23 protein-coding genes are annotated in these 24,264 nt (G+C 44.7%); 3 read left to right on the forward strand and 20 right to left on the reverse strand.

The features are described 5' to 3' along the window. Positions 1-26 precede the first annotated feature (26 nt). From YH65_RS10075 to YH65_RS10095, 5 genes are read right to left on the reverse strand one after another with little or no spacing between them, the layout of a single operon-like run. Positions 27-674: an HAD family hydrolase gene (locus tag YH65_RS10075; RefSeq protein WP_046551752.1), complete on the reverse strand. Its 648-nt coding sequence runs from the start codon at positions 672-674 to the stop codon at positions 27-29. Continuing rightward, positions 671-2,284 carry an ABC transporter ATP-binding protein gene (locus tag YH65_RS10080; protein WP_046551753.1) on the reverse strand — a complete coding sequence of 538 codons (1,614 nt, stop codon included), beginning with the start codon at positions 2,282-2,284 and terminating at the stop codon, positions 671-673. The genes YH65_RS10075 and YH65_RS10080 overlap by 4 nt, the downstream gene beginning before the upstream one ends. Continuing rightward, on the reverse strand, positions 2,281-3,678 hold the full coding sequence (locus tag YH65_RS10085) for an ABC transporter permease (RefSeq protein WP_046551754.1): 1,398 nt from the start codon (positions 3,676-3,678) through the stop codon (positions 2,281-2,283). Before YH65_RS10085 ends, YH65_RS10080 begins: the two co-directional genes overlap by 4 nt. Continuing rightward, on the reverse strand, positions 3,675-4,652 hold the full coding sequence (locus tag YH65_RS10090) for an ABC transporter permease (RefSeq protein ID WP_046551755.1): 978 nt from the start codon (positions 4,650-4,652) through the stop codon (positions 3,675-3,677). Before YH65_RS10090 ends, YH65_RS10085 begins: the two co-directional genes overlap by 4 nt. Beyond that, positions 4,653-6,740, reverse strand: a complete 2,088-nt coding sequence (locus YH65_RS10095) for an ABC transporter substrate-binding protein (protein ID WP_245609197.1) — start codon at positions 6,738-6,740, stop codon at positions 4,653-4,655. Between the two features lie 378 nt (positions 6,741-7,118). On the opposite strand from YH65_RS10095, the gene YH65_RS10100 reads away from it, so the two are divergent. The 3 genes from YH65_RS10100 (at position 7,119) to YH65_RS10105 (ending at position 9,751) form a co-directional block, all read left to right on the forward strand. Beyond that, complete coding sequence (locus tag YH65_RS10100; protein ID WP_046551757.1) at positions 7,119-8,570, forward strand: NAD(P)/FAD-dependent oxidoreductase; 1,452 nt, start codon at positions 7,119-7,121, stop codon at positions 8,568-8,570. A gap of 83 nt (positions 8,571-8,653) precedes the next feature. Beyond that, complete coding sequence (locus YH65_RS11560) at positions 8,654-8,818, forward strand: hypothetical protein (RefSeq protein ID WP_169745674.1); 165 nt, start codon at positions 8,654-8,656, stop codon at positions 8,816-8,818. A gap of 111 nt (positions 8,819-8,929) precedes the next feature. Continuing rightward, positions 8,930-9,751, forward strand: a complete 822-nt coding sequence (locus tag YH65_RS10105; protein ID WP_046551758.1) for a peptide deformylase — start codon at positions 8,930-8,932, stop codon at positions 9,749-9,751. Here YH65_RS10105 and YH65_RS10110 read toward each other — a convergent pair. The 15 genes from YH65_RS10110 to YH65_RS10180 form a co-directional block, all read right to left on the reverse strand. Beyond that, positions 9,748-9,963 carry a hypothetical protein gene (locus YH65_RS10110; protein WP_046551759.1) on the reverse strand — a complete coding sequence of 72 codons (216 nt, stop codon included), beginning with the start codon at positions 9,961-9,963 and terminating at the stop codon, positions 9,748-9,750. The two genes, YH65_RS10105 and YH65_RS10110, sit on opposite strands and share 4 nt — an antisense overlap. A gap of 275 nt (positions 9,964-10,238) precedes the next feature. Further along, complete coding sequence (gene rpsI, locus YH65_RS10115) at positions 10,239-10,628, reverse strand: 30S ribosomal protein S9 (protein WP_046551760.1); 390 nt, start codon at positions 10,626-10,628, stop codon at positions 10,239-10,241. A gap of 2 nt (positions 10,629-10,630) precedes the next feature. Continuing rightward, positions 10,631-11,050: a 50S ribosomal protein L13 gene (gene rplM / locus YH65_RS10120; RefSeq protein ID WP_154806510.1), complete on the reverse strand. Its 420-nt coding sequence runs from the start codon at positions 11,048-11,050 to the stop codon at positions 10,631-10,633. A 100-nt stretch (positions 11,051-11,150) separates the two neighbouring features. Continuing rightward, the gene (locus tag YH65_RS10125; protein WP_046551762.1) at positions 11,151-13,886 is read right to left on the reverse strand and encodes a RecB-like helicase; all 2,736 of its coding nucleotides are present in this window, start codon (positions 13,884-13,886) and stop codon (positions 11,151-11,153) included. Next, positions 13,883-16,213 (reverse strand): PD-(D/E)XK nuclease family protein, encoded by a 2,331-nt coding sequence (locus YH65_RS10130; protein WP_046551763.1) that lies wholly within the window; start codon positions 16,211-16,213, stop codon positions 13,883-13,885. The genes YH65_RS10125 and YH65_RS10130 overlap by 4 nt, the downstream gene beginning before the upstream one ends. A gap of 106 nt (positions 16,214-16,319) precedes the next feature. Further along, entirely contained in the window at positions 16,320-16,868 is a 549-nt protein-coding gene (locus YH65_RS10135; RefSeq protein WP_046551764.1) for a FixH family protein, read from the reverse strand. Beyond that, positions 16,852-17,484 (reverse strand): hypothetical protein, encoded by a 633-nt coding sequence (locus YH65_RS10140; RefSeq protein ID WP_046551765.1) that lies wholly within the window; start codon positions 17,482-17,484, stop codon positions 16,852-16,854. The genes YH65_RS10135 and YH65_RS10140 overlap by 17 nt, the downstream gene beginning before the upstream one ends. 123 nt (positions 17,485-17,607) lie before the next feature. After that, positions 17,608-17,838 carry a DUF4006 family protein gene (locus tag YH65_RS10145; RefSeq protein WP_046551766.1) on the reverse strand — a complete coding sequence of 77 codons (231 nt, stop codon included), beginning with the start codon at positions 17,836-17,838 and terminating at the stop codon, positions 17,608-17,610. 1 nt (position 17,839) lies between these two features. Continuing rightward, a complete protein-coding gene (locus tag YH65_RS10150; RefSeq protein ID WP_052746181.1) occupies positions 17,840-18,730 on the reverse strand; it encodes a c-type cytochrome in 891 nt (296 codons plus the stop codon). Further along, complete coding sequence (locus YH65_RS10155; protein ID WP_046551767.1) at positions 18,731-18,946, reverse strand: cytochrome c oxidase, cbb3-type, CcoQ subunit; 216 nt, start codon at positions 18,944-18,946, stop codon at positions 18,731-18,733. Between the two features lie 5 nt (positions 18,947-18,951). Then, a complete protein-coding gene (gene ccoO, locus YH65_RS10160) occupies positions 18,952-19,641 on the reverse strand; it encodes a cytochrome-c oxidase, cbb3-type subunit II (protein ID WP_046551768.1) in 690 nt (229 codons plus the stop codon). Positions 19,642-19,652: 11 nt separating this feature from the next. Beyond that, a complete protein-coding gene (gene ccoN / locus YH65_RS10165) occupies positions 19,653-21,116 on the reverse strand; it encodes a cytochrome-c oxidase, cbb3-type subunit I (RefSeq protein WP_046551769.1) in 1,464 nt (487 codons plus the stop codon). Between the two features lie 224 nt (positions 21,117-21,340). Further along, positions 21,341-22,381, reverse strand: a complete 1,041-nt coding sequence (locus YH65_RS10170; protein ID WP_046551770.1) for a D-alanine--D-alanine ligase — start codon at positions 22,379-22,381, stop codon at positions 21,341-21,343. Positions 22,382-22,505: 124 nt separating this feature from the next. Further along, the gene (gene carA, locus YH65_RS10175) at positions 22,506-23,624 is read right to left on the reverse strand and encodes a glutamine-hydrolyzing carbamoyl-phosphate synthase small subunit (RefSeq protein WP_046551771.1); all 1,119 of its coding nucleotides are present in this window, start codon (positions 23,622-23,624) and stop codon (positions 22,506-22,508) included. Between the two features lie 78 nt (positions 23,625-23,702). Beyond that, a complete protein-coding gene (locus YH65_RS10180; protein ID WP_046551772.1) occupies positions 23,703-24,254 on the reverse strand; it encodes a DUF507 family protein in 552 nt (183 codons plus the stop codon). Positions 24,255-24,264: the final 10 nt, after the last annotated feature.

A 24,264-nucleotide genomic window follows, 5' to 3' on the forward strand; every position in this document is an offset into this window, starting at 1 on the left:
GAAATTATAATATTTTTAATCTCATGCTATTTTTTTGCTATGAAAGTAACGGCTTCAAGCGAATTTTTACACAGTAAGTCACTGCATTTCGACAACTGTTCGACAGTACCATATCCACAGCTTACAGCAACGCCCTTAATCTTTGCTGATGTTGCAGCGTGCATGTCCATACAGGTATCTCCGATCATCCAGATCTCCCCCTCTGGAGGATGCGGCAGTCTCTCCAACGCTTTATAGATAGGCTCAGGATGCGGCTTGGGATGTTCCACATTCTCTCGGCCTATGAGTACATCAAAATAGTCCATCAACCCCATATGTTCGAGCAGCTCAATAGAGTACTCTGCCGTCTTGGTGGTCACCACGCCGAGCATTGCAAACTCCGAAGCCCTCTCTACAGCCTCTTTGGCCGAGGGGAGCAGTACGGTCTTGGCTTTGCTGATCTTTCGGTAATGCTGCTTATAGGCTGCCACATGGTCCCAGATCTTCTCTTCTTCTACCCCAAGCTTCAGGAACATCCAGTCCAGAGGGTGCCCGATCTGCGCCTTGATCAGTTCATCCTCAGGAACTTCTTCCTCAAACTGCTTGAACGCAACAGCAAAGCTTTCCAGGATCGCTTCAGTCGAATCGATCAGGGTTCCGTCAAGGTCAAATAATATAATGGTCTCTTTTGTCATGATTCCTCTTTTTGTATAGGTGGTGGCTTGGGTACGGCTTTGAGCAGTGTACGTGTGTATTCGTGCTGAGGGTTATGCATCACCTCATCCACAGGTCCCTGCTCTACCAGTTTGCCCTCCTGCATGACAGCTACTTCGTCTGCAATGGAGGGAATGATGGAGAGATCATGGGTGATGAAAAGGTAGGAGACAGCAAAGTCATCCTGCAGTTCTTTAAGCAGGGAAAGAACCTGTGACCTTACCGTCACATCCAGCGCAGAAGTAGGTTCATCACAAATGATCAGTTCAGGTTCTACCGCCAGTGCTCTGGCAATACCGATACGCTGTCGTTGACCCCCGGAGAACTCATGCGGATAACGCTCGGTATACTCTTTTTTCAACCCTACCTTTTCAAGCAGTTCCCCTATACGAATATCCTGAGCCTCTTTCTCTTTCGGGCCGACCTTCAGGCTTACCATCCCTTCACGGATGATCTCACCGATGGTCATACGGGGATTGAGTGCCGAGTAGGGATCCTGAAAAACCACCTGAATTTTACTTCGGTAGGCTTTCAGGGACGCTTCATTCAATGCTGCAATATTCACATCTCTGAAGGCTATGGTCCCTTTTGTGATATCCAGCAGACGCAAAATGGCTTTGCCGATCGTACTCTTGCCGCTGCCCGATTCTCCTACCAGTGCAAGCGTTTTGCCTTTGGGTATGGCAAAGCTGACACCATCCACGGCTTTGACATACCCGACCGTACGCTGCAAGAGACCTTTTTTGATCGGAAAATAGACTTTGAGATCTTTGACTTCAAGCAGTGTCTTTTCTCCTTCTTCTCCGGTCTCTTTCGCCTGCATCGCAATGGCATCTTTCAGAAGCCGCTGCGTATAGGGATGTTTGGGCTGCTCAAAAAATGTATCACAGGGTGCTGTTTCAAGCAACTCTCCCTCTTTCATTACGGCGATCCTGTCCGCCATCTGTGCGACTACCCCCATGTCATGGGTAATGAAGAGTATGGAAAGTTTTCTCTTCTCCCTGATCTGCTTTAGCAAAGAGAGCACCTGTGCCTGTATTGTTACATCCAGCGCTGTTGTAGGTTCATCGGCGATCAGCAGATCAGGTTCACATGCCAGTGCCATTGCGATCATTACACGCTGTTTCTGCCCACCGGATAGCTGATGCGGATACCAGTAATAACGCTCTGAAGGGTCTTTGATGCCCACCTCATCAAAGAGGGAGATCACTTTCTTTTTTACCGCTTCTTTTGTGAGTCCCAGATGCAGTCGGATCACTTCAGCCACCTGCTCTCCTACTGTCATCACCGGGTTGAGCGCAGACATAGGCTCCTGAAAGATCATCGCTATGGACTTGCCCCTGATCTTCTGCATCTGCGACTCCGTAATGTCAAAAAGAGAATGTTCTTTGAGTCTGATATCTCCCGTACCTACATTGATGCTGTCAGGAAGCAGCCGCATAATGGCCAATGAGGTCAGCGATTTCCCGCTACCGGATTCTCCGACCAATGCAAAGATCTCCCCCTCTTTGATCTCGAAGCTGACAGAGCGCAAAAGCTGCTCTCTAGCTATAGCAAGACTCAGGTTTTCTACACTCAGTATAGTACTCATGACTTGTTCCTCGGGTCAAGTACGGTCTGTACGCGGTCGGAGAGCAGATTGGCCGCCAGAACCAGAATGAACATGAAAATGAAAGCCGAGAAGAGCAACCACCACACCATCGGTTCTCTTGCCATCTCCAGTCGGGCCTGGTTGATCATATTTCCCCAGCTGTACATGGTCGGATCCACCCCGACGCCTACATAAGAGAGTACTGCTTCGGCCAGAACCAGTCCCGAGAAGTCCAGTACCACAGAGATGAGAATGATGTGCATCAGGTTGGGCATGATGTGCCTGAAGATGATCTTCCATTTACTCACACCAAAGGCTTTGGCAGCAGTCACAAACTCTACCTGTGAAATCTTCAGTGTCTCGGCACGCAGCAGACGGCACAGGCCTGTCCAGCTTGTTACCCCCAGGATCATGATCAAAAAGAGCAACCTGAGGTCCGAACGCTCCAGCGTAGTCTCGAACCACTGGGGATGATTGTCCATCATCACCTGCATCACCAGTACGGCAGCAGCAATGAGCAGGACACCCGGAATGGAGTTGAGCGTGGTATAGATATACTGTATAACATCGTCTATCCAGCCTCCGAAGAATCCCGCAGAAATTCCCAGAACGATCGAGACGGGCAGCATCACCAGTGTGGTCAGTATGCCTATGAGCACCCCGGTACGGATACTTTTGAGACTTTGATAAAAGACATCTCCCCCCACTTTATCCGTACCCAGAACATGGTAATGGTAGCTCAGTATATAGAGCCATACGAAGGTAACGGTCAGCAGCAGGAAAGTAAGATATGCCGTTCTCCAGGGAAGTTCTGTCTCTCCCCGCCAGACATGACGCACTTTTTCACTGAAGCGTTCTTTTCCTTTCAATAACAAATGCAGGAAGACCAGTATCAGACTTGCAAACAGACCAAGCCCAAACGCCCCCAGCGATCGCCGGACGATATCCTCCGTTTCAGACTCTCCGGCAGGGATATTGACATATTTTAAAGGCAGATACGCCTGACGTGTAACATTGTCCTTTTCATCCACCACGATGGACTTGGCATACTCGTGCGTGGCGAACGGTGCCGAGTAGGTACGTTCCGTATGTTCAATGGTGTGGGCAAAAAGAAGGTCCAGCAGACTGACCATTTCACCTTTGTAGTGCACTTCCGCAGAAGCGCCCTGTCCTGACTTATCCTGTACTGTATGGCGCATATGCACCGAATCCAGCAGCGCGAAAGAGAGATAGAAAAGCAGGACGATCGCAGATGCCATCGCAATACGTGACCTGAAAATAGTACGCCACTGTTTTTTAACCTGCGGCGACCGTGAGACTACCCATCCCCACCCCATGAGTGCAAAGATCAGTATCCATACCATAATATCGGTCCAGAGCAGTGTCAGATTCATGAGAGCTTCACCCTCGGATCGAACAGCGTATAGGAGATATCCGTCAGGATCAGTCCGACAATGTAGAGTACCGATCCCAGAAAGACCATCGCTTTGACGATGGCAAAATCCTGTGAGTTGATGGCATCGATGGTGTAGGAACCAAGACCGGGAATACCGAAAAAGGACTCCATGACAAGACTTCCCATGAAGAGTGAGGGGATCACCACGACAACGCCAGTCAGAATTGGCAGCATTCCGTTCTTGAGCACATGTTTGAAAAGCACGGAGATCTCTGAGAGCCCTTTGGCCCTTGCAGTACGGACATAGTCCTGATTCATCTGCTCCAGAAAGATACTTCTGTACCAGCGTACACCCGCTCCCATCCCTGCAAACACACCTATAAGCACAGGGAGGATCACAAATTTGACGGCACTCCATCCCGGTTCATAGCCAGATATAGGCACCCAGTGCCAGACCTTGGAGAAAAGTACCTGTCCGGCGATGATGTAAAAGAGTCCGGAGATCGACATGATCATCACGGCAATGACCATCATACTGGTATCAAGTACAGATCCTCTGAAGAGCACCAGTAGAAGCGCCAGCGATATATTGGTGACCAGGGCAATGAAAAAAGTAGGCAAGGCGATGGCAAGACTCGGCCCCATACGCTCTTTGATATCCGAACCGATATCCCGGTTGGCATCTGAAAAACCAAAATCAAAGGCGAAGAGTTTCAGAGACTCCTGCATAAAAAGCGTGTCACTGATCTTTTCGACACCTGCAGCTTTCGGATTGAGAAAAAGCGGTTTGTCATATCCCTTTTCCACTTTCCATGCCTCTATCATCTGTGGTGTAACCTGTTTGGCACCGAGCTGTGCCCGCGCCATATCATCAGGGCTGTTGATCATGAAAAAGAGTACGAAGGTAATGAGGTTCACCCCGATCAGGATCGGTATGGCGTACAATATTCTACGCAAAATATAGGCCAGCATCTACTTCCTCCTCTTTCTTATCACAGTTTTCTGTCGGTTGTTATAGGCACGATAGAGCAGCCAGGCCATCAGCAGCACAAAGACAATGAGCAGTACCAGAGGCAGGATCACCGGCTGGTTCCACTCCTGCTGTTTTTTGGCTCTGAGCGCTGCATCGATCTTTTTGTATTTTAACGTATTGTTCGCCATGGCATTGGGCAGCACATTCCGGAACCACTGATGTGAGAGTGCAAGCGACTTGGGGTGAAAACCCCAGACCCAGGGGGCATCCTCTCTGGCGATCTGAACCATCTTCTCTATCTTCACTTTTCTCTCAGGCGTATTCTTCATTGTTTTAATCTCATTGAAAAGGCTGTCAAATTCAGGATTCTTGTAGTTGGAACTGTTGATCCCCGCCCCGTTAGTATCGACCGAAGCATTGCCTCCATACAATAAAAAAAGAAAGTTTTCCGGGTCGGGGTAGTCCGCATTCCATCCCCAGGAGAATATCTGCGTTTTTCCTTTTCTGATCTTGTCCTGAAAACGGTTATAGTCCGTAGCACGGATCACCAGCTGGATCCCCAGTTTGGCAAACTGCTTGCGCCTCCAGTCCATCAGTGCCCGGTCATCCGGACCTGTAGCCGTCGAATCATAAAAGAGTTTCAGCTGTTTGCCTGTCTTTGAGGAAATGCCTCCGGGATAGCCCGCCTCGGCCAACAATCTTTTGGCTACAGAAAGCGGCTTTCTGACCCTTTTGCCCTCTTTCCAGTCATAGACCACCTTGTTGGTCCCCGCTTCACCTTCTTCATATCCGAAAATACCGGGAGGAATGGGTCCCTGTGCCGGGATACCGCGTTCATTCATGAAAATGGAGATATACTCTTCCTGATTCTGCGCGATACTGATCGCCTGACGCAGTTTTCTGGCAGATTCGGAGTAACCTCCTACCACAGGATCAACCATATTGAATGCCATATAGAAGATGGAAGGCTGTACGGAGCCCTTCAGTTCTATCCCTTTTTTTCTCATCTCCTCGCTCAGGCCCATAGTACCCGAAGCGGAAATCTGTACTGCCTGGTCAAAGGCTTCCGAGGAAATGCCTGAAGCATCATAATATCCCTGTAGAAACTTGTTCCACAGAGGGATATTCTCTTTTTCAAGCGAATAGATAATTTCATCGATGAAAGGGAGTTTTTTCCCTGCATCTTTGAGCAGCGATACATCGATACCTTCAGCTTTGGCCGATTCTTTATCCAATGCCGGGTAGCGCTCCTCATGAAAATTGGGATTGGCTTTGAGCCGCATCACTCTGTTGGGATTGTTCTCGGCCAGATAATAGGCTCCCGTACCCACAGGATACCAGTTAAGAGTCATGTTTTTGGCAATGAGCCCCTTTTGCTGATAGAAAAGATCAGCCTCCCAGGGGATAGGGGCGAAAAAGTTCATAGAAAGCCAATAGAGAAATTGCGGATAGCGTCCCTTAATCGTGATGACCAGCGTGTTGTCATCGGCGACACGGACACCTTCTATATGGTAAGGTCTAAGGTCCAGCCGTTCCTCTTTCTCCTTTTTCTCTTGAGCGATTTTGCTGATCTTTTCGGAAAAGGTATCCAGTCCGGTGATATATTCTGTCATCGTATCAAGTATGGGGGAGTGGTTCTGCCTGACAGCCATCCGTTTGATGGCATAGGCATAATCTTCTGCTTTGAGCCTGCGTGTTGACTGCTTTTTGAAATCTTTTAGAGAGTCGATGGATGCCAATGCTTTTTCATCCAGATGGCCATAGAGCAGTTCCCCTTTTTCATTTTTGACAAAAGCGGGATGGTCCTGATAACGGATATTTTTTCTCAAAGTCAATGTATATTCTGTAAATGCGACACTGCTGCTGTTCTCATCCACCTCTGTACCGTTCGCATCCAGGTAATGCACCAGAGGCATTTTGGTCAATGTCAACGGTTCAAGTTCATAGGGACGTTTCAGATAATTGTACTGCAAAGGCGGTTCATAGATCTGTCCGATGAAGGCCCATTCGTTGGCATTATAGGAGATAACGGGGTCAAGACGTTTGGGCGGCAGGGAAAAAGCGGAAAAGAGTATATTACTTTTCACTTTATTCACTTCGTGGGGGCTATTCCAGACGGCACTCTGCAATGATATAGAAAAACCCAACAGTAACAGAAGAGAAAAAAAGTACCTATACATTCGTAAAAATCATTCCTTCAATAATATAGTAAATAGTGAAGGATTTTAGCATATTTTTCTATAGAATGATATACAAAATTAAATAGGGTACAATAACTCCTTATTTCATCAGTTTATTTGATGAATAAGATCAGTAGTTCAGTGAAAAAATCATTTTTTTTCACTGAACATAATTTAAACCATAATAACTGATTATAATCATAATTGAATTGTAAAGTTTAATTTAGTTTTAAATGAGCTTGGCCTAAAATATAATTGTCTAAAAATTAATTAAGAAGGAAGGATATGGCACGATTAGTAGTTATGGGTGGTGGCGTCTCAGGACACACTGCTGCAACATTTGCAAAAGATTGGCTGGGTGACGAGCACGAAGTAGTGGTTGTAACTCCAAATTCACAATGGAACTGGATTCCATCAAATATATGGGTAGGTGTAGGTCAAATGACCAAGGAGGAAGTTGTCTTCCCTTTGGCACCCGTGTATGAAAAAGCAGGTATCGATTTCAGACAGGCAAAAGCAGTTTCCATTCATCCAAACGGTGGAGAGAAGAGTGACAAAGAGTATATCACGATCGAATATACAGGACAGGGCAAAGAGGGACAGACCGAAGAAATTACTTATGATTACCTCATCAATGCTACAGGTCCAAAACTGAACTTCGGTGCAACACCTGGTTTGGATGAAGGTCACACTGTTTCTGTCTGTACTGCCGACCATGCGGTACATGCGAACCTTGAGCTCAAGAAGGTCTTCGAAAAGGCAAAAACAGAGAAGCAGAAAATTCTTGTCGGTACCGGTCACGGTATGTGTACCTGTCAGGGTGCCGCGTTCGAATATATCTTCAACATCGAGCACGAAGCGAACAAAGCAGGCGTCAGAGACAACCTTGAGATCAAGTGGATCTCCAACGAATCATTCCTCGGTGACTTCGGTATCGGTGGTCTACACATGAAACGTGGGGGTTATGCTGCCTCTTCAAGACTTTTCGCCGAATCACTCTACTCTGAGAGAGGGATCCCTTGGATCATTGGAGCACATGTCTCTAAAGTTGAAGCAGGAAAGGCACACTACGAACTTCTTGATGGTTCGACCGGAGAAGAAGAGTTCGATTTTGCAATGCTCATTCCGCCATTTGCAGGTGTGGGGCTCAAAGCATACGATAAAGACGGTTCAGACATCACTGACACGATCTTCGCACCGAACGGCTTCATGAAAGTTGATGCAAAGTATGATGCCGGTGCCTACGAGAACTGGAAAGCGTCTGACTGGCCAAGAACGTATCAGAATCCGACATATTCAAATATGTTCGCATGCGGTATTGCATTCGCACCTCCGCACCTGATCTCCAAGCCGATGTCATCAGTGAACGGTACACCGATCAACCCGACACCGCCAAGAACAGGTATGCCTTCAGGTATCATCGGTAAAAATGTAGCACACTCCGTATGTGACCTGATCAAAAAAGGTCCTGACGCACACCTTCATGAAGCCTCCATGGCGGAAATGGGTGCAGCGTGTGTTGCATCTGCAGGTAAAGGTCTTACAGACGGTACGGCTGCAGCATTGACCGTTTATCCTGTCGTTCCTGACTTCGAGAAATATCCGGGACTTGGACGTGACCTTGACTATACCTTTGGTGAGATCGGACTTGCAGGGCACTGGATCAAGCATATCCTGCATCACCTGTTCATCTATAAAGCAAAACTCAAGCCAGGCTGGACTCTCATCCCAGAGTAAAAAAGGCTTAAAGCTTTATACGAGAAAAATGGTGTCCTGACAATGTTTGGATACCAAAAGATAAATTAATAAAAAGGAAAGACATGCAAAGAATTGAAGAAACAGTTAAACCTTATGACCAGAACTTTACAACTATGGTACCAACAGGTTTTGTAAAATTTATGAGAACATGCCTTATCTGGCAATTTCTCAGATTTATCGCGATCAATATCAAAATGATCATCGTTGTTAGAAAAAGCCACGGCTAATCTTCTATTCGCACTCCTCTTTTTTAGGGAGTGCGGATATCTAGACTTTCCTTATTTTAAAATAGAATTTCAATTTCCATTCTGTTTCACAATAAAGAAAAAGAAGACACTATGGTACAAAAACTGGTTATCTACCCCGACGACAGGATGAACTGCACCTCAACGGATGTACGTTCTTTCAACCAAACGCTCTGGGACGTATTGGAAGATATGCGCGATACAATGCTGGCACATGACATCAAAGCTATGGCTGCTATGCAGATTGCCTATCCCTACAACATTATTCTTATCAAAGAGGGTGAGGAGTATCACGAATATATCAATCCGCGTATCATCAAGAATGAAGACCTTTTCGACTCTGAAGAGAGCAGCATCCATTACCCGGATGTAACGGTCACCATCCCTCGTTACGGGAAGATAAAACTGGTGTATGAAGACCGAAACGGAAAGGTACATTACGAAGACATCGAAGACAGAGAACTTGCTGCGATACTGCAGAGAAAGATAGATATTACCTTTGGTGGAAACATACTCGACAAGGTAGACAAAAACACCAGAGAGAAGATACTCGATGCTCTGGCAGGGAAAGGGCTCATGCCTCAGACTGACGATGTCTGTCCTACTTTCTCAAGAAAAGACTATTTTGTCAGCTTTACAGACAAGCTGCTCTTCTTTATGGGACTCTCTCTCCTCACGCCACTTTTCAAATTTTCAAAAGAGACCGTAGAGAACATCTATACCTTTGACAAGATCGTATTCCCACTCATCATTGTGTTGATGATAGGCTTTTTCTTCTATGCGCAGTACGAAGCCAAAAAATACAAACAATGCAGCTCCTGTCAGATAGGGAATAACATAGGCGTGATAATCAAACGCAGTGTTGCAGCCCTCGCTTTTGCCATAGGCGCTTACTTCCTGGTTAATCCTTACTAGGATTTCTTCATTACCAATATCGGCAGCATACCGAAATATGCCAGTGTACCATAAGCCTGAACGATATCTATATCAGGCTTGATCTCAAGTATCATCTTCTTGATACTTTCTTCATCCAGATCACCCATATATTCACCCTCACCGTGATCCTCTTTGTATATCTTCACCAAACGATGCGTCTCTTTACTCTCTTCATATTTCCATATGGTCATATTCTCTCCTCATAAAATACATACTGCATAACAACTTTGTCACTGAGCACTGGGCATGCCGATACAAAAGTGTGCATATTGCGTAGCAACACGCTGAAAGCATCGAAGTGCACTTGCGAAGTGACGCTTTTTTGTTTATTTTTTTCTAAAAAAAGTAAACAGAAGTTCGTATACTAACATAATTTAAGATGAAATTTAAATGGGTAGGGAATAGATAGAAGGAGTTTCTGCCAAACCCGAAGGGCCTGAACAGAAGAGATAACGGAAAGTACCGATTATCTTTTTGAGAACTGTGGAGATCTTCTCGCTTTTTTCTTACCTGGTTTCTTACGCTCAACGACTCTTGAGTCACGAGTAAGAAGACCCATAGGCTTCAAGATCGTTCTGAAAGACGGCTCGAATTCAACCAATGCTTTGGTGATACCGTGCTTCAATGCATCTGCCTGTGCAGAGTAACCACCACCGAGTGTAGTTGCTTTTACATTCATAGACTCAAGCTGCTTAGTCGCTTCAAGAGGAAGTCTTACTTTCATTTTAAGTGTTTCGTGTCCACCCAACCATTGGTCAAGTGTCTTACCGTTAATTAGCATTTCACCGTTACCTGGTGTCAACCAAACTTTAGCGATAGCCGCTTTTCTTTTTCCTGTTGCATAAATAGTCGCCATGATTACGCTTCCTTGTTGATTTGTGCAGTATGTGGGTGCTCGGCACCGGCATATACTTTCAGTTTTTTAAGCATTTGTCTACCAAGAGTCGTCTTTGGCAGCATACCTCTTACAGCAAGCTTGTAAAGTTTCTCTGTGTGGTTCTCAAGCATATCGCCCAGTTTTTTACTTTTGGTTGAACCAAAGTAGCCTGAGTGAGTGAAATACTCTTTATCCTCAAGTTTGACACCTGTAAATTTCGCTTTTTCCGCATTGATGATCACTACGTAATCACCACAGTCTACATTCGGTGTAAATGATGGCTTGTGTTTACCTCTGAGAAGAGTTGCTACTTCAGTCAGGATACGACCGAAAGTTTTACCTTCAGCATCGATCAAAACCCAGTCACGTGTTACTTCAGCAGGTTTTAGTACCTTTGTCATTTTCATGATGGTTGTCCTTGTTTTAGATAAAAATCTGCAAAGCAAATCTTTTTGTGGACGGATTGTACCCACTTAATCTTAAAATTTATTTAAATTAAGATTATTTTAAGTTTACTATCTCGATTTTATCTTCCAAAAGATAAATGATCATTCCCTCAGTCGGTTTTTCTGCAATTTTTTCGATCGCTCTTTTATAGTAATTGACCTGAGTCTGATGCTTTATGGTATACTTCTTCGAACTCTTGTAATCGATCACCAGCATATGGTCGTCATATTCCAGAAGCAGGTCGATCTGTTTCAGTTCCCCTTCAAAAGAGAGCGACTGCTCTTTCATGATCCGGGCATCCTTCAAAAAGTCCTGAAATGCTTCATTTTCTATCAGTGCTTTGACCCGTTTTTCGATCTGGGCCAAACCTTCATGGCCCAAAAGCTGTCCGTAACGGTTCCTTACAGAGACTAGGGCGAATTTCAGGCTTTGCTCATCAAACTCTCCCATGATCTCCAGCGTGTAGTGCAGTGCCGTACCAAAAAGGATCGCTTCGTAATCTTTCTCTTCCTCATCCTCTTTCGTACCAATTTCCTGTGTACCGTAATCAGAAATAGTCACCGATACTACTTCGTTCTCCCTGCTCTTCTCTTCCTGGACACCCAATGTTGAACACTTAACGATTATCTCTCCGATCTTTATCGGAGAGATATTGATCTCATCGAAAATGGACCCTTCCGGCTTCTTGATAACGATCAATCCCTCCACCGCACGGGTCAATGCCACATAGAGCACATTTTTTCTATCCTTGAGAGAAGAAGCCCTTCTCTCCTCCATAATCCTTGCATAGTTGTCATCGAAGTGTTCCCTGTTCTGTGTTCTGTAGAGTATCTGGTCAATATGGAGATCATCATTGTAATGGAAGATAAGCGGGGCTTTATCACTGTTGGGACGCGTCAGCTTGTCCAGCACGATCACATATTCAAACTCCAGCCCTTTTGAACCATGGATCGTCATGATATTCGCACCATGAATGGAGTGGGCCGCCACAGAGATACTCGAGGTTCTGAACTCATCCAAAAATGTAGGGATATCCGAAAACGATGAGGCGAACTCCAATAGTTTGAGCATATTGCGGTCATTGTCGAAGTAGCCGAATTCCCGTATCAGCCTGTCCACGATCTGCAACGGGCTCATAAAAACAGAGAACCAGGAAAGATCGACCTCATCGAAGCTTTTGCCTACCTTCAGGAGCATCGCTTCCGCATCGATCTTCTCCCCGCCGAAGAGGTAGGAGACCATAGCGACCAGCGCAGCGACCTTCGGTACATTCTTCAAAGAGGAGGAAGTTTTCAGCAGTGTATGAATACCCTCTTTTTCACAGGCTTCCTGCAGATTCTGCCCATCCTTGTTGGTACTGACCAGGAATGCTATGTCATCTACGTCGATCCCAAGTTCCAGAAGACGCTGTGCCTGCGCAACTGCATCGTCAATGATCTCTTCGGACTCAAAGACTTCTACATACCCCTCACTTGCATCCGTTTTGCTTTTTTGGGGCACGTAGCCCTCCATCGTATCTTTGAACCAGAGGTTTACCTGTTCCACTACATACCTGCTGCTTCGGTAGTTGGTGTCCATCTGTTCGATCTGCACACCATATCTCTGGGCGATCTTGTCAAAGAGCTCTTCCTCCCCACCACGAAAACGGTACAATGACTGCTTGGTATCTCCCACATAGAAGAAGGACTTGAAATCACTCTGCCCCTGTCCGGAAAAAATCTCGTCGATAAGCGGTTTGAGCAGCAGGAACTGCAGTGTAGAGGTATCCTGAAATTCATCGAGAAGAATATGTCTGAACTTTGCATCGATCTTGAAGTACAGGAACTCACTCGAAGGCATTTCCTGCAAAAGCCGGTAGGTAAAATAGCTCAGGTCATCAAAGGTAAGCACCCCCGAATTCCTTGCATTCGTGATCGTTGCATTTTTGTAATAATCATAGATCCTGAAGAGATGATGCAGTACAACCATTTCTTTGGCTTTTGCCCAGTGCAGCAGCCTCTGTTTGAGTGCGGCATAAACAGCTTCGATCTCCCCATTAGCTATTTTTTTGTACCAGGAATGCTCACCCAGCGTCTCCTTCTCAAACAGCTTTTTGCTGAACAGCTCTTTAGTGTTTTTGGTATCGAACTGCTTCAGACAACGATCAGGCGCACCGGCATTTTCGAGTGCCTTGAGCATTTCCAGACGCAGTATTTCACAGGCCTCTTCCTCTTTGCTTATGGAGAGTGTCACTTCCGACTGGGCAGGAAGCAGCGGATCGACCTTGTAGAAGTTCTGCATCAGGTCAAATATCTTCTTGAAGCGTTTATCTTCAATGTCCATGGCCAGTTTCACCAGATCGGAAAGCATACCATTTGCATCTACTTCATCCAGAAAATGTTTCTCCAGCTCTTCCTTGGGCTGTTCCTTGGTCACAAAATCGGGTTCAAGTCCAAGTTCCAGAGAGGCGGAACGCAGGATCTTCGAGAAAAAACTGTCCAGTGTCACAATATGGGATGTAGAGGAAAGAAATCGTTTCAAGACTTCCGGCTGTTTCTGGAACAGTACGTCCCTGCTCATCCCTGTCTCTATCGCAATGGCATCGAGGAACGCCTTGTTCTCCCCAAGGTGACGCAGTGAATCCACCACACGCTGCCGCATCTCCGCTGCCGCCTTGTTCGTAAAGGTCGCTGCCAGTATGCTTCCTGCAGGCTCTCCCATAAAAAGCAGAGAGATGTAGCGTACAGAGAGCGCAAAGGTCTTACCGCTTCCCGCGGATGCCGAATAGGCCAAAAAAGGTTTAAAACTCATAGATACTCCCCCCTTTCACACATTAGGGCGAATTCACAGTAGGTACATTTCTGCAGGTCATCACATTTTTCTGCCACAAAACTTTTTGTCTGCTTTAAGTCGATGATATGTTCTGCTAAAAGGGCGTTTCTCTCTTCGAGCAGAGTGACCTGTTGTTTCTCTCCTTTTTCCAGTATCTTGACGAAAGCCAGAGAGATATTCTGATATCTGTTTTGGAGCAGTTGGCGGTAGATACTCATCTGAAAATCACTGATCTTTTCAGGATTGAGTTTTTTGGGCTCTTTTTCCACCCTTCCACTTTTATAGTCGAGCACCAGTGTATCGGTTGCATTCTGGTCAATACGGTCAATACGTCCTTTGAACTTCAAGCCGCCGATCTCGCCAAGGACTTCAAGCTCTCTCTCCACTACACGCCATTCTGCCTTGAAATGATCTATTTCTTTTTGTGCGAAACCTTTGAGCTTTTCTCTCCAGAGCAGTTTTCTGTAACGGTTCTTTGCATCCTCCTCCGGCAGCAACTCATCCATTAGCGCATGGAGTCTCTTTGTCAGCTCCTTTTCACTTGCATAACAGCCCTGTTCTTTGTAAAGCTGCTCCAACAGGGTATGAAGAAAAGCACCTTCATTAAGCTCATCCTCTTCTTTGGCCTTGATGTTTTTGATATAGCGGTAGTAGTATTTACGCTTGCATTCCAGCCAGGCCTTCAGTCTCGAAGCCGACCAGGTCTGGGCAGTCGCATCGAATGCTTCAACGACGGGGGCTTCCTCTGCTTTGAGTTGCGAAGGATGGCCGTAAAGGAGGCTAAGTGGTACCTTGGGCCGTTCGGCCTTGCCTAAACCCAACTCGTAGAGAAACTTTGAAGGCAGATTGCTCTCGGAACTGCTGTAAATGATGGCAGCACTCTCTGCCTGTTGCAGCAGACGGTTGTAATACTGTTTCTGAAGTGCTTCCCTGTCCTGTCGCGTCGGCAGCCCGGCAAAGGTCCGTACCGTCGAATTGAGGAACATGTCTTTACTTGATGATGCCGGTACCGTACCTTCATTGAAATCCACGATCACCACACCTTTGAATGAGACACCCCTTGTCTCCAGCACTCCCAGGACTGTCACCTTCCCTCCGCGTACATCATCCAGAGTGATCTTCGAGAGTGTTTTGAGCCAGAGAAAAAGCCATTCTTTATAGGTGAGTGTTGCATCCCGGAAAAGCGTAAGAAAATGCCGATACTTCTCCTCTACCCGTTCCTGTTTTTCTGCATCCAGCAGATCAATTTCCTCCAGGAATCCAAAAAAGTTTTCCACACCTGTCTGTGCTGTCTTACTGACACTGTCGATCTTCTCTTTCAGAAGACCATAACGTTCTATCAGACTGACACTTTCCCTGTCATGCCGCTGCCAGTAGCGATACAGTGCATCCAGCGACCGGTAGATACGTCCGTTTGCATAATCGTACCCCATAGCAAAGTTCAGATTGTTATGTGTATCAAAGAGCATAAAGTGTTTTTTGAATTCTTCATCGGGCAGGATCAGGACGATCTCTTCCGGGGAAATACCCGACTGTACCATCTCTTCGATCTTCATAAAGGCCAGAGCAACCTGTTCATCACGCTCCTCAACACTGTAGACAGAAGCTTCTATGGACAGCGTATCGGGATGGTCGCTCAAAATACGTCTGCTTCCAAGATCGAAAGTCACTTCCCTGTTGGGCTGCAGTTCAATATCAAAGGCTTCAAAACGCTCCAACATCTTCTGGTTGAAAGTGCTGGTTGTATAATGGATGATCAGCTGTGTATGTTTCGCCATCTTCTCCAACAGTTCAAGTTCAAAACGGCTCAGATATCCTTCAAGAAATATCTCTATCCTCTCATATCCTTTGACAAAGCCTTCATTTAGAGTGTAACACTGTGGAATGAACATCCGATCTGTCAGGCCCTTTGCCTCAAGCAGCTCTTTGTAGCGCCTTTGCAACTGTTCCAATGTTTCAAGGTGTTTGTCAAATTCCGCATAGGCATCTGCCTGGACCAAAGTATCATAATCCACATGCTCGGCAGAAAGTTCCTCAAAGAACTTGAAAAGTGCGTCACTTTTACTGAAAAAACGTACCAGGTCACGATTGACCTTCAATGTTTTAAAACTGTCGAAGCGTGAAGCTTCTTTAAGAAAAAGTATACGTTGAAGGGGATCGGCCTGTGTTCTTTCTTCCACAAGTACTGCCCGTTTTTCAAACTCATCCATCCGCATCAGTGTCGGGAGGAATCCATCACAGTTTTTCAATGACTGGCTTACGGTTCTCAAAGCTCTGGAAGTAGGGTAGATATGTAATTGGTTCATGGGGAAAAGTATATCACAGAGTGACTATAAAAGCTGAAAATATGTCAAATTGTCAGAGAAAACCTGTATCTTTGTATGGCAGGCAAGTGCCTGCCATTTTTTGACATTAGGGCTTGAGATAAGCCGGTGTATCGGAATAGCCGACAGCATCACCGATCCTGGCTCTAATGCGGAGCACGTAGCGTCCCGGTTTTTCAACAGAAACCGTTACTCTGTACTTTCCGTCTGAAAAAGGAACTGTCTCTATCATAATATCATCCACTTTGGTATGCGGACGCGTCAGAAGAAAGCTCACATTGGCATCGGGTACATCTGCATTTTTTACATTAACTACTTCATAGGAAAAAGTGTTTTCACCTTTGGCAAGTTTTACCTGTGACTTCTGCTTTCTATGAAGCACCTCGTTTTTCTTCACTGGAAGCATTTCAACATCTGAGATAATGATCTTGTACTTTTTATCGAAGGCTTTCTGTTTTTCAAGAATTTCATTGATATTCATATCGGCCTTCTGGTATTTGAGCATATACTCGTTCTCTTCCTGTACAGGAAGCGAGGTGGCATGCTTCACTGTCCAATATCCAAGGGTGATCCCTATGAGTAGAAAGCCTACTATCATATGAGGCCAGTAAGTCTTCTCTTTATTCTCTTTTACCATTTTTTATCCTCATCCATATCGGTCTAAACAGGAACATCCAGAAAACAAGTATAGCGCCGATACTGACCAGTACCTGCAATACCCTGATAATATATCGTGTTTCATTTGGCATAGTACTTTTCATTTCTACATGCTTACTATCCGCAATCTGGTCAGCAAGCTCAGAAAATCCCTGTACTATTCCAATATTATATTTGTCTTTATTGCTGTTTTTATCTTTGGTTGCAACGATATCTATCGTAGCATCTATGACATCATTCTTGTCATAGAGGTCAGCTATCGTTTTATCAGACGGTATCAATGCTACACGCCCTGTCTCTTCTGACTTTTGTGTGATCTTCGCCTTGGGAGCGAATATTAACATTACATAGGGCTTGCTCATATTAGCTTCATACTTCTTACTGTATGCAACAAGATTGAATCTTTCGGGAAAGTGTTCGTTCGTTGCGACCACATAACCATTTATCCCTGTTTTTTGCAGCAGTTCACCTGCCATATCTTCAACCAGTTTTGAAGCTTTAGGATTTAGAATGTCATCTTTTAGAATATGTGTTGCATTAAGAAGAAGAGGAAGTAACAAAGCAAGCAAGGAGAACCTTACTTGAACTTTGAACATATATTAACCTACATACAGGTGGTTTGGTGTAAGTACTGCCCAAGCAGTATAAATAGCTGTAATAACCATACCCCAACCGAGAACTTTATCCATAATTGTAATCATTTTTTATCCTTTTATGAATTACTTAGCATCTTTGAATGCAAATTGCGCATTGTCTTTACTGATCTCTTTGATATTGTCTAAATTACTTGTGATCGGTGTAGGATCATAAGGATTAGTCGCGGAGTGCTGCTGTACCCCTATACCCCAGGTTGTAAGAAAAGCAAGGATACCCAAAAGGAGTACCGTTGCGATCAACATCCCTGTCACACCACTAAGGCCGAATACGGATCTATTTGTATTTTCTGTCATCTTATTCTCCTTTGATCGATCGGATGTATGTAGCAAGTGCTTTCACCTGTACCGGCGTCATTCTGTCATGGAATGCAGGCATTTTACCAAGTGCACCTTTTTTACCATTCTTGACGACATGTTCTACGATCGTGTTGTCATATTCTGCAAGGTTCGGTGCCATACCGTTCATACCTTTACCATCCGGTCCATGACAGGATGCACATGCTGCAAATGCTGCAGGCTGTTTCCCCTTCATGCCGCCGGATATCCATACTGCGATCTCTTCAGCATCTTTCCCCTGTGCCATCATAGGTGGCATCGCACCCATCTGGTAGCCAAGCTGGTTTGAACCATTCTTGATCGTATAGAGAATCTGCTCTTTGCTCATTCTGCTTCCGAAATCCTGTGCTTTACCTGAAAGTCCGTCACCGGTTGTTCCGTGGCACGGCGCACACTGTACGAGGAAGATGGATTCACCCATTTGCTGAAGCGTTGCCGCATCTGCATTTTTATGCACTTCTTCAAATTTCTTGTTATAAGCCTTTACCTCTGCATTCCACATACCGATCTGACTGAAGGCATTGACTGGATAACCCATTGTCCAGTACCACATTGCCCAGATCAATGTACCCAGAAATGAATATGCCCAACCGGAAGGAAGTTCGTTTTTATACTCACCGATACCGTCCCAGTTCTCTTCAGCAAGTTCACCACTTGCTGTATCTGTTTTCATCTGTGCAATATATTTTGCAGCTACCCCGAAAGATAGTGTTGCAATCAAAATTGCTCCTATCATGGTGATCGCATTGATCGGATCACTCAAATCGATATTCATCTGCTTTACAACGACCAATGTAGCTACAATCAGTATCGCTGCAAAAGCCAATGCTTTTATCACTAACCCATTCATTTATTTCGCTCCTTTTTTTTCGTCAGGAGAAGGATTACTTGAATTGACCGGGGTACTATCGATCTCGTCATCGAGAGCGATATTCCCTAATTTTTCATAATCCTTCTCACCTTTCTTTTCACTTCTATAGAGGTAAACAATATACCCGTACAATGCCACGACCAGGAAAATGGTCATAAAGAAACTGGCATAGCCCTGAAGTTCTCTAATGTCCATTCAGTTTACTTTTTCGCCTCATAACGGCTTGTTCCCAAACTGTTAAGATATGCTATCAGCGCAACGACTTCAGGTACTTTTCCTGCAGCAACTGCATCTTTAACATCTTTGTTCTTCATATTGTCAGCGATCTTCTGCGCTTCAGCCAATATTTTTGGTTTATAGGCTTCAAATGCTGCTTTACCAGGCTGTATATCATCACCATATGGTGTATTAAATACATTTTTTACCGTAACAGCTTCAGCATAGGCTGTTGCAATATCAGCTGCATTTGTAAACTGATGTTTATATGCCGGCATAATCGAACCAGGTACTACCGATGTCGGTTCCCACATATGGTTTTCATGCCAATCTGTCGTTCTATAGTTACCTACACGGTGAAGGTCCGGACCAGTTCTCTTCGAGCCCCAAAGGAACGGTCTATCATAGGCATACTCACCAGAGAGTGAATACTGACCATATCTGTCTGTTTCCGCTTTGAACGGACGAATCAACTGTGAATGACAAGCAATACAGTTGTCTTTTTTATAGACCTCTTTACCTGCAAGCTCAAGTACCGTATAGGGACGGAGTCCATCTACCGGTCTTGCAGCCTCTGCAAAGTTTGGCAGGATCTCGATGAGTCCTGCAAATGCGATAACCAAAAATACTCCTACTGCGAAGAAGAACGGATTTTTCTCTAACCAATGAAACATAACCTACCTCCTTATGCCATAGGTGATCTGAACTGTGGTTCTTCAGAAAGCTCTCTTGAAGAAGTCATAGTTTTAATCATATTGTAAGCGAACATTACGAAACCAGTTACATAAAGTACACCGGCCAACGCTCTAATCGCATAGTAAGGGTGAAGTACAGTTACCGTATCGATGAATGAATACATCAGGTTACCATATTCATCAACCGCTCTCCACATCATACCCTGTGTGATACCTGCGATCCACATGGATGTAAAGTAAAGAACAACGGCTGTCGTCTGGATCCAGAATTGTGCTTCAATAAGTTTTTTAGAATATATCTCTCTTTTGAACATTCTTGGAGCCATGTGGAAGAGTGCAGCCATGATCATGAATGCAACCCAACCAAGGACACCATCGTGAACGTGTCCAGGGATCCAGTCAGTGAAGTGCGCAATCGCGTTAACTGATTTGACCGCCTGGATAGGTCCTTCGAGTGTTGACAACATATAGAATGTAGATGCCAATACCATGAACTTGATCAGTGGGTTTTCAGTCAACTGATTCCACTCACCTTTCATGGTGAGGAGCATGTTGATCGCTGAACCCCAAGATGGGAGAATAAGTACTACTGAGAATACTGATCCCATTGTCTGCATCCAGTCTGGAACTGTTGACCATAGAAGGTGGTGTGAACCGGCCCAAAGGTAAACGAACATAAGACCCCAGAAAGAAAGAAGAGAAAGTTTATAGGAATAAACTGCCTGACCAGACTCTTTTGGAAGGAAGTAGTAGATCATCGCAACGATAGGCACAGTAAATACAAATGCAACCGCATTGTGTCCCCACCACCATTGAACCAATGCATCATTCGTTCCTGCATACATAGAAACTGAATGCATTGCACTACCTACACCGGCTACAAAATAAGTCGGTACAGCCATGTTGTTGAAAAGATAAAGCATTGCCACACCGAGGAAACATGCGATGAAATACCACATAGAAATATAGAGTGCTTTTTCTCTTCTGATTCCGATCAGACCGAACATTGCGATACCCCATAATACCCAGATAACAACGATCACCAAGTCAATTGGCCACTCATACTGTGCATACTCTTTGTTTTGCGTAATTCCCAAAAGCAATGAGATGGTCGCGACTAAAGCACCTACCAGATAAATCCAAAATTGAAGTTTTGCTATAAACATGATGAATTTGGATTCAGCCATAGAAACTTTCAATACTCTCTGTGCCGAATAGTAGAATGTAGCGAAAACACCACTTACCGTAAAGCCATAGATAACCACTGTTGTGTGTACTGGTCTCAATCTTGAGAATGTACCATATTCACCCAATAAGTAGTTAAGTTCCGGGAATGCGAGTTGGGCCGCGATAAGCGTACCAATTAACATACCTAAAAATCCAAACAAAATTGCTGTATAAGTAAACAATTTCGCTACGGAATAATCGTATTCCAATGCTGCGTTTGATTGCATGCATACCCCCTTGTAAAAATTTATGTTGCAGTAAAATGCCAACATTCGCATTAATTATAGGTTTTTTTTTCACATAAAATGCTTAATTTTTGGGTTGTAAAGGAAGAATTGTTAACTTATGTTTAACAAAATGTAGAAAATCGTAGCAACTGCCACATTTTAGGGGAGAAAAAGGGTTTCAAATAGGAGTTTTTAAGTCCTATTTAATACTATTTTTTAACGATTTAAGCCTTTCCTTTTGCACTCTGAATCGAATGGATATAAGTATAATCTATACTTATATTTTTCTCTTTCGGCAAAGCTTTTGAAAGGCGCCAGACCATCCCTTCAAAATCCGGGAAAAGATAGTTCGCCATCGAGCCTGGAATAGGGTTTATCTCGTTCAAAAGTATCTCATCATTTACGACAAAAAAGTCACATCTGATGATGCTTCCCCTGAACAGGGGATCGTAGATCTTTTTGAATGTCACCTGGATATTGTTCTTCAATTCTTCTGAGATATCGGCAGAAAGTACCTGCGAATCGCGGGAAAAATCCATATATTTCTTCTCGAAATCAAGGAATTCCTCCTTTTGCGGTTCTTCCACGATGGAAAGTTCCCAATCACCGGTATGACATCCGGCCTGATTGAACTCTTTGACACCGTCAATGAAGGGTTCAACGATCACATCATTGTCGAATTCGAATGCCACATCCAGCGCATAGTCAAGTTCCGTTTCACTTTTGACAATACTCACACCGATACTGCTGCCAAGTCGTACTGGCTTGATGATGACCGGATATTCCATTGATATTTTACGATCCCCATTCTTGGACAAATACTCATAAGGAACGGTTTTGACCCCAAGGCTTTCTGCCAGGAATTTGGTATAGAGTTTGTTGTAGCTCATTGCGGAAGCTTCAAAGCGTGGTGAGATGTACGGGATATTGAAAAATTCCATCATCGATGCGACCTTTCCGTCCTCCCCATCCCTTCCATGAATCAGGTTCAACAGTACATCAAAAGCTACCTGTTTGCTTCCAAACATCCCTTCAGTAAAAAATCCACCGTTTTTCAGGGTGAGCTGCTTGCCTTTTTTATATTCACCAGAAGAGAAGAGTTTGGAATTGATCTTGTCCGTATCGACAAGATAAAATTCTCTGTCTGCAGAGACAAAAATGTAGGTCAGGGTACTCTTTTTAAGTACTTTTTTCATGGTAATGGCTGAAACAATGCTGATCTCGTGTTCAAAGCTTGATCCGCCGAATAGAATTGCTATGTTCATTGGGTATCCTTTTGATATTCTAAATGCCCTGTTATTCACATCGTGGCTCTCGATGTACCCCTGCAGGAACGAAGACAATTGCTTCGCTTTCAAGGGTGTTCACCACGACATTATTTAATATTTTTTACAACATTTTGGTGAACTCACCAAAAATATACGCTGATTCGTGCGGTCCGGGGCTTGCTTCGGGGTGATGCTGTACGGACATGGTCGGTGAATCATTGTATCTGAGCCCTTCGATCGTATTGTCAAAAAGGTTTACGTGGGTGATCTCTGCCACTTCCGTAATGTTGTCAGGCACATTGTAGTTGTGGTTCTGTGCCGTGATCTCGACTGCACCTGTCCTCTCGTTTTTGACAGGATGATTTCCGCCGTGATGCCCAAACTTCAGCTTGTAAGTATCGTAACCGTGTGAGATAGAGAGAAGCTGATGTCCCAGACAGATACCAAATAACGGTATTTTTCTGGCGATCAGTTTTTTGATCTTCTCCTGCTCCTCTTTGAGGATAAGCGGATCTCCCGGCCCATTGGAGAGAAAGACACCGTCGATCTCTTTGCTCTCATATTTACCGATAATCTCTTCTGCCGACATGGAGTTGGGAACTACTGTCACTTCCATGCCTGCATGGGTGAGCTCATTGAGGATATTGCGTTTGATCCCGAAGTCCAAAGCAATGATCTTCTTGCTTGTCTGTGGTGCTTCATACTCAAATGTCTGGGCATTGTAACGTGCTTCATGATGCACATATGGCTCTTTCGTACTCACCTGCTCTATGTAGTTCACCTCTTCGATACGCGGAGAGGACTCAAGCATTTTCTTCAACTCTGCTTCTTCGTGGATCACTGTAGAGGCAACCATCATCATCGCACCTTCATCCCGAAGCATCTTTGTCAAAAAACGTGTGTCGATCTCCGTGATACCCAGCACATTCTCTCTTTTAAGTAATGTATCAAGACTTTCTTCAGAGCGAAAATTGGACGGACGGGACTGGTAGGTACGCACGATGATCCCTTTGCAGTATGCGCCCTTGCTCTCCATATCCTGCGCATTGCATCCCACATTGCCAATCTCCGGCATGGTGAAGGTTACAAACTGTCCGGCATAGGAAGGATCAGTTACGATCTCCTGATAGCCTGTCAGAGAGGTGTTGAAGACGATCTCTCCGACTGACGTTCCCTCTGCTCCGAAACTTTTCGCTTCCAAAAACAGACCATTTTCAAAATATAGACTTACTTTTTGCATTTTACTCTCCTTGGTGCACAATTACGCACATTTCGTTCTTTTTCATTGTGTTTAGTGCGTGATTACGCACCCTGCATCTTAGAGCATTCCTCTCTTCGCCAACTCTTCCTGATAGAGTCTTTCATAGAGCAGTTCATAGTCCTGCGATCCGGGGATCACCTCTTTTTCCATATTCCTGATCTTGTTGTACACAATATCGTCAATTTCGTCAAAGGCATCGGCAAAAGCTTTGAAAGATTTGAAGATGACATTCTTCACCTGGTTTTCATTGACCGTATATTCTGCCAGATAGTTCTCATAGAGCTCGTCAAGAATAAGGTGGGCAAGATCGTTAAAACGGTCATCATAATTCATAATGACCCCATATTCGGGCGCCATCTTCTTCTTAATCATGAAGAAAAGCTGTCTCTCGTCAGCATGCTGGAATTCGATCTCATCATAATTCTCATCGAGGATATGTTTGACCTTCTCATCAAGCGCACGCTCTTTGGCAAGGTTCTCATCAATGATCTTTTTGGCAGCTTCTACTACCGCCTCCCTACCCTTGGGTAAAGTAATAAAAGGAGCATTGGCCAGATCGATCCCGATCTTGGTCGCTACATATCCTGTCTGTTGTGGTTTTAGTCTCATTACTACCCCT

The sequence above is a fragment of the Sulfurovum lithotrophicum genome (genome assembly GCF_000987835.1).
GTDB lineage: Bacteria > Campylobacterota > Campylobacteria > Campylobacterales > Sulfurovaceae > Sulfurovum > Sulfurovum lithotrophicum.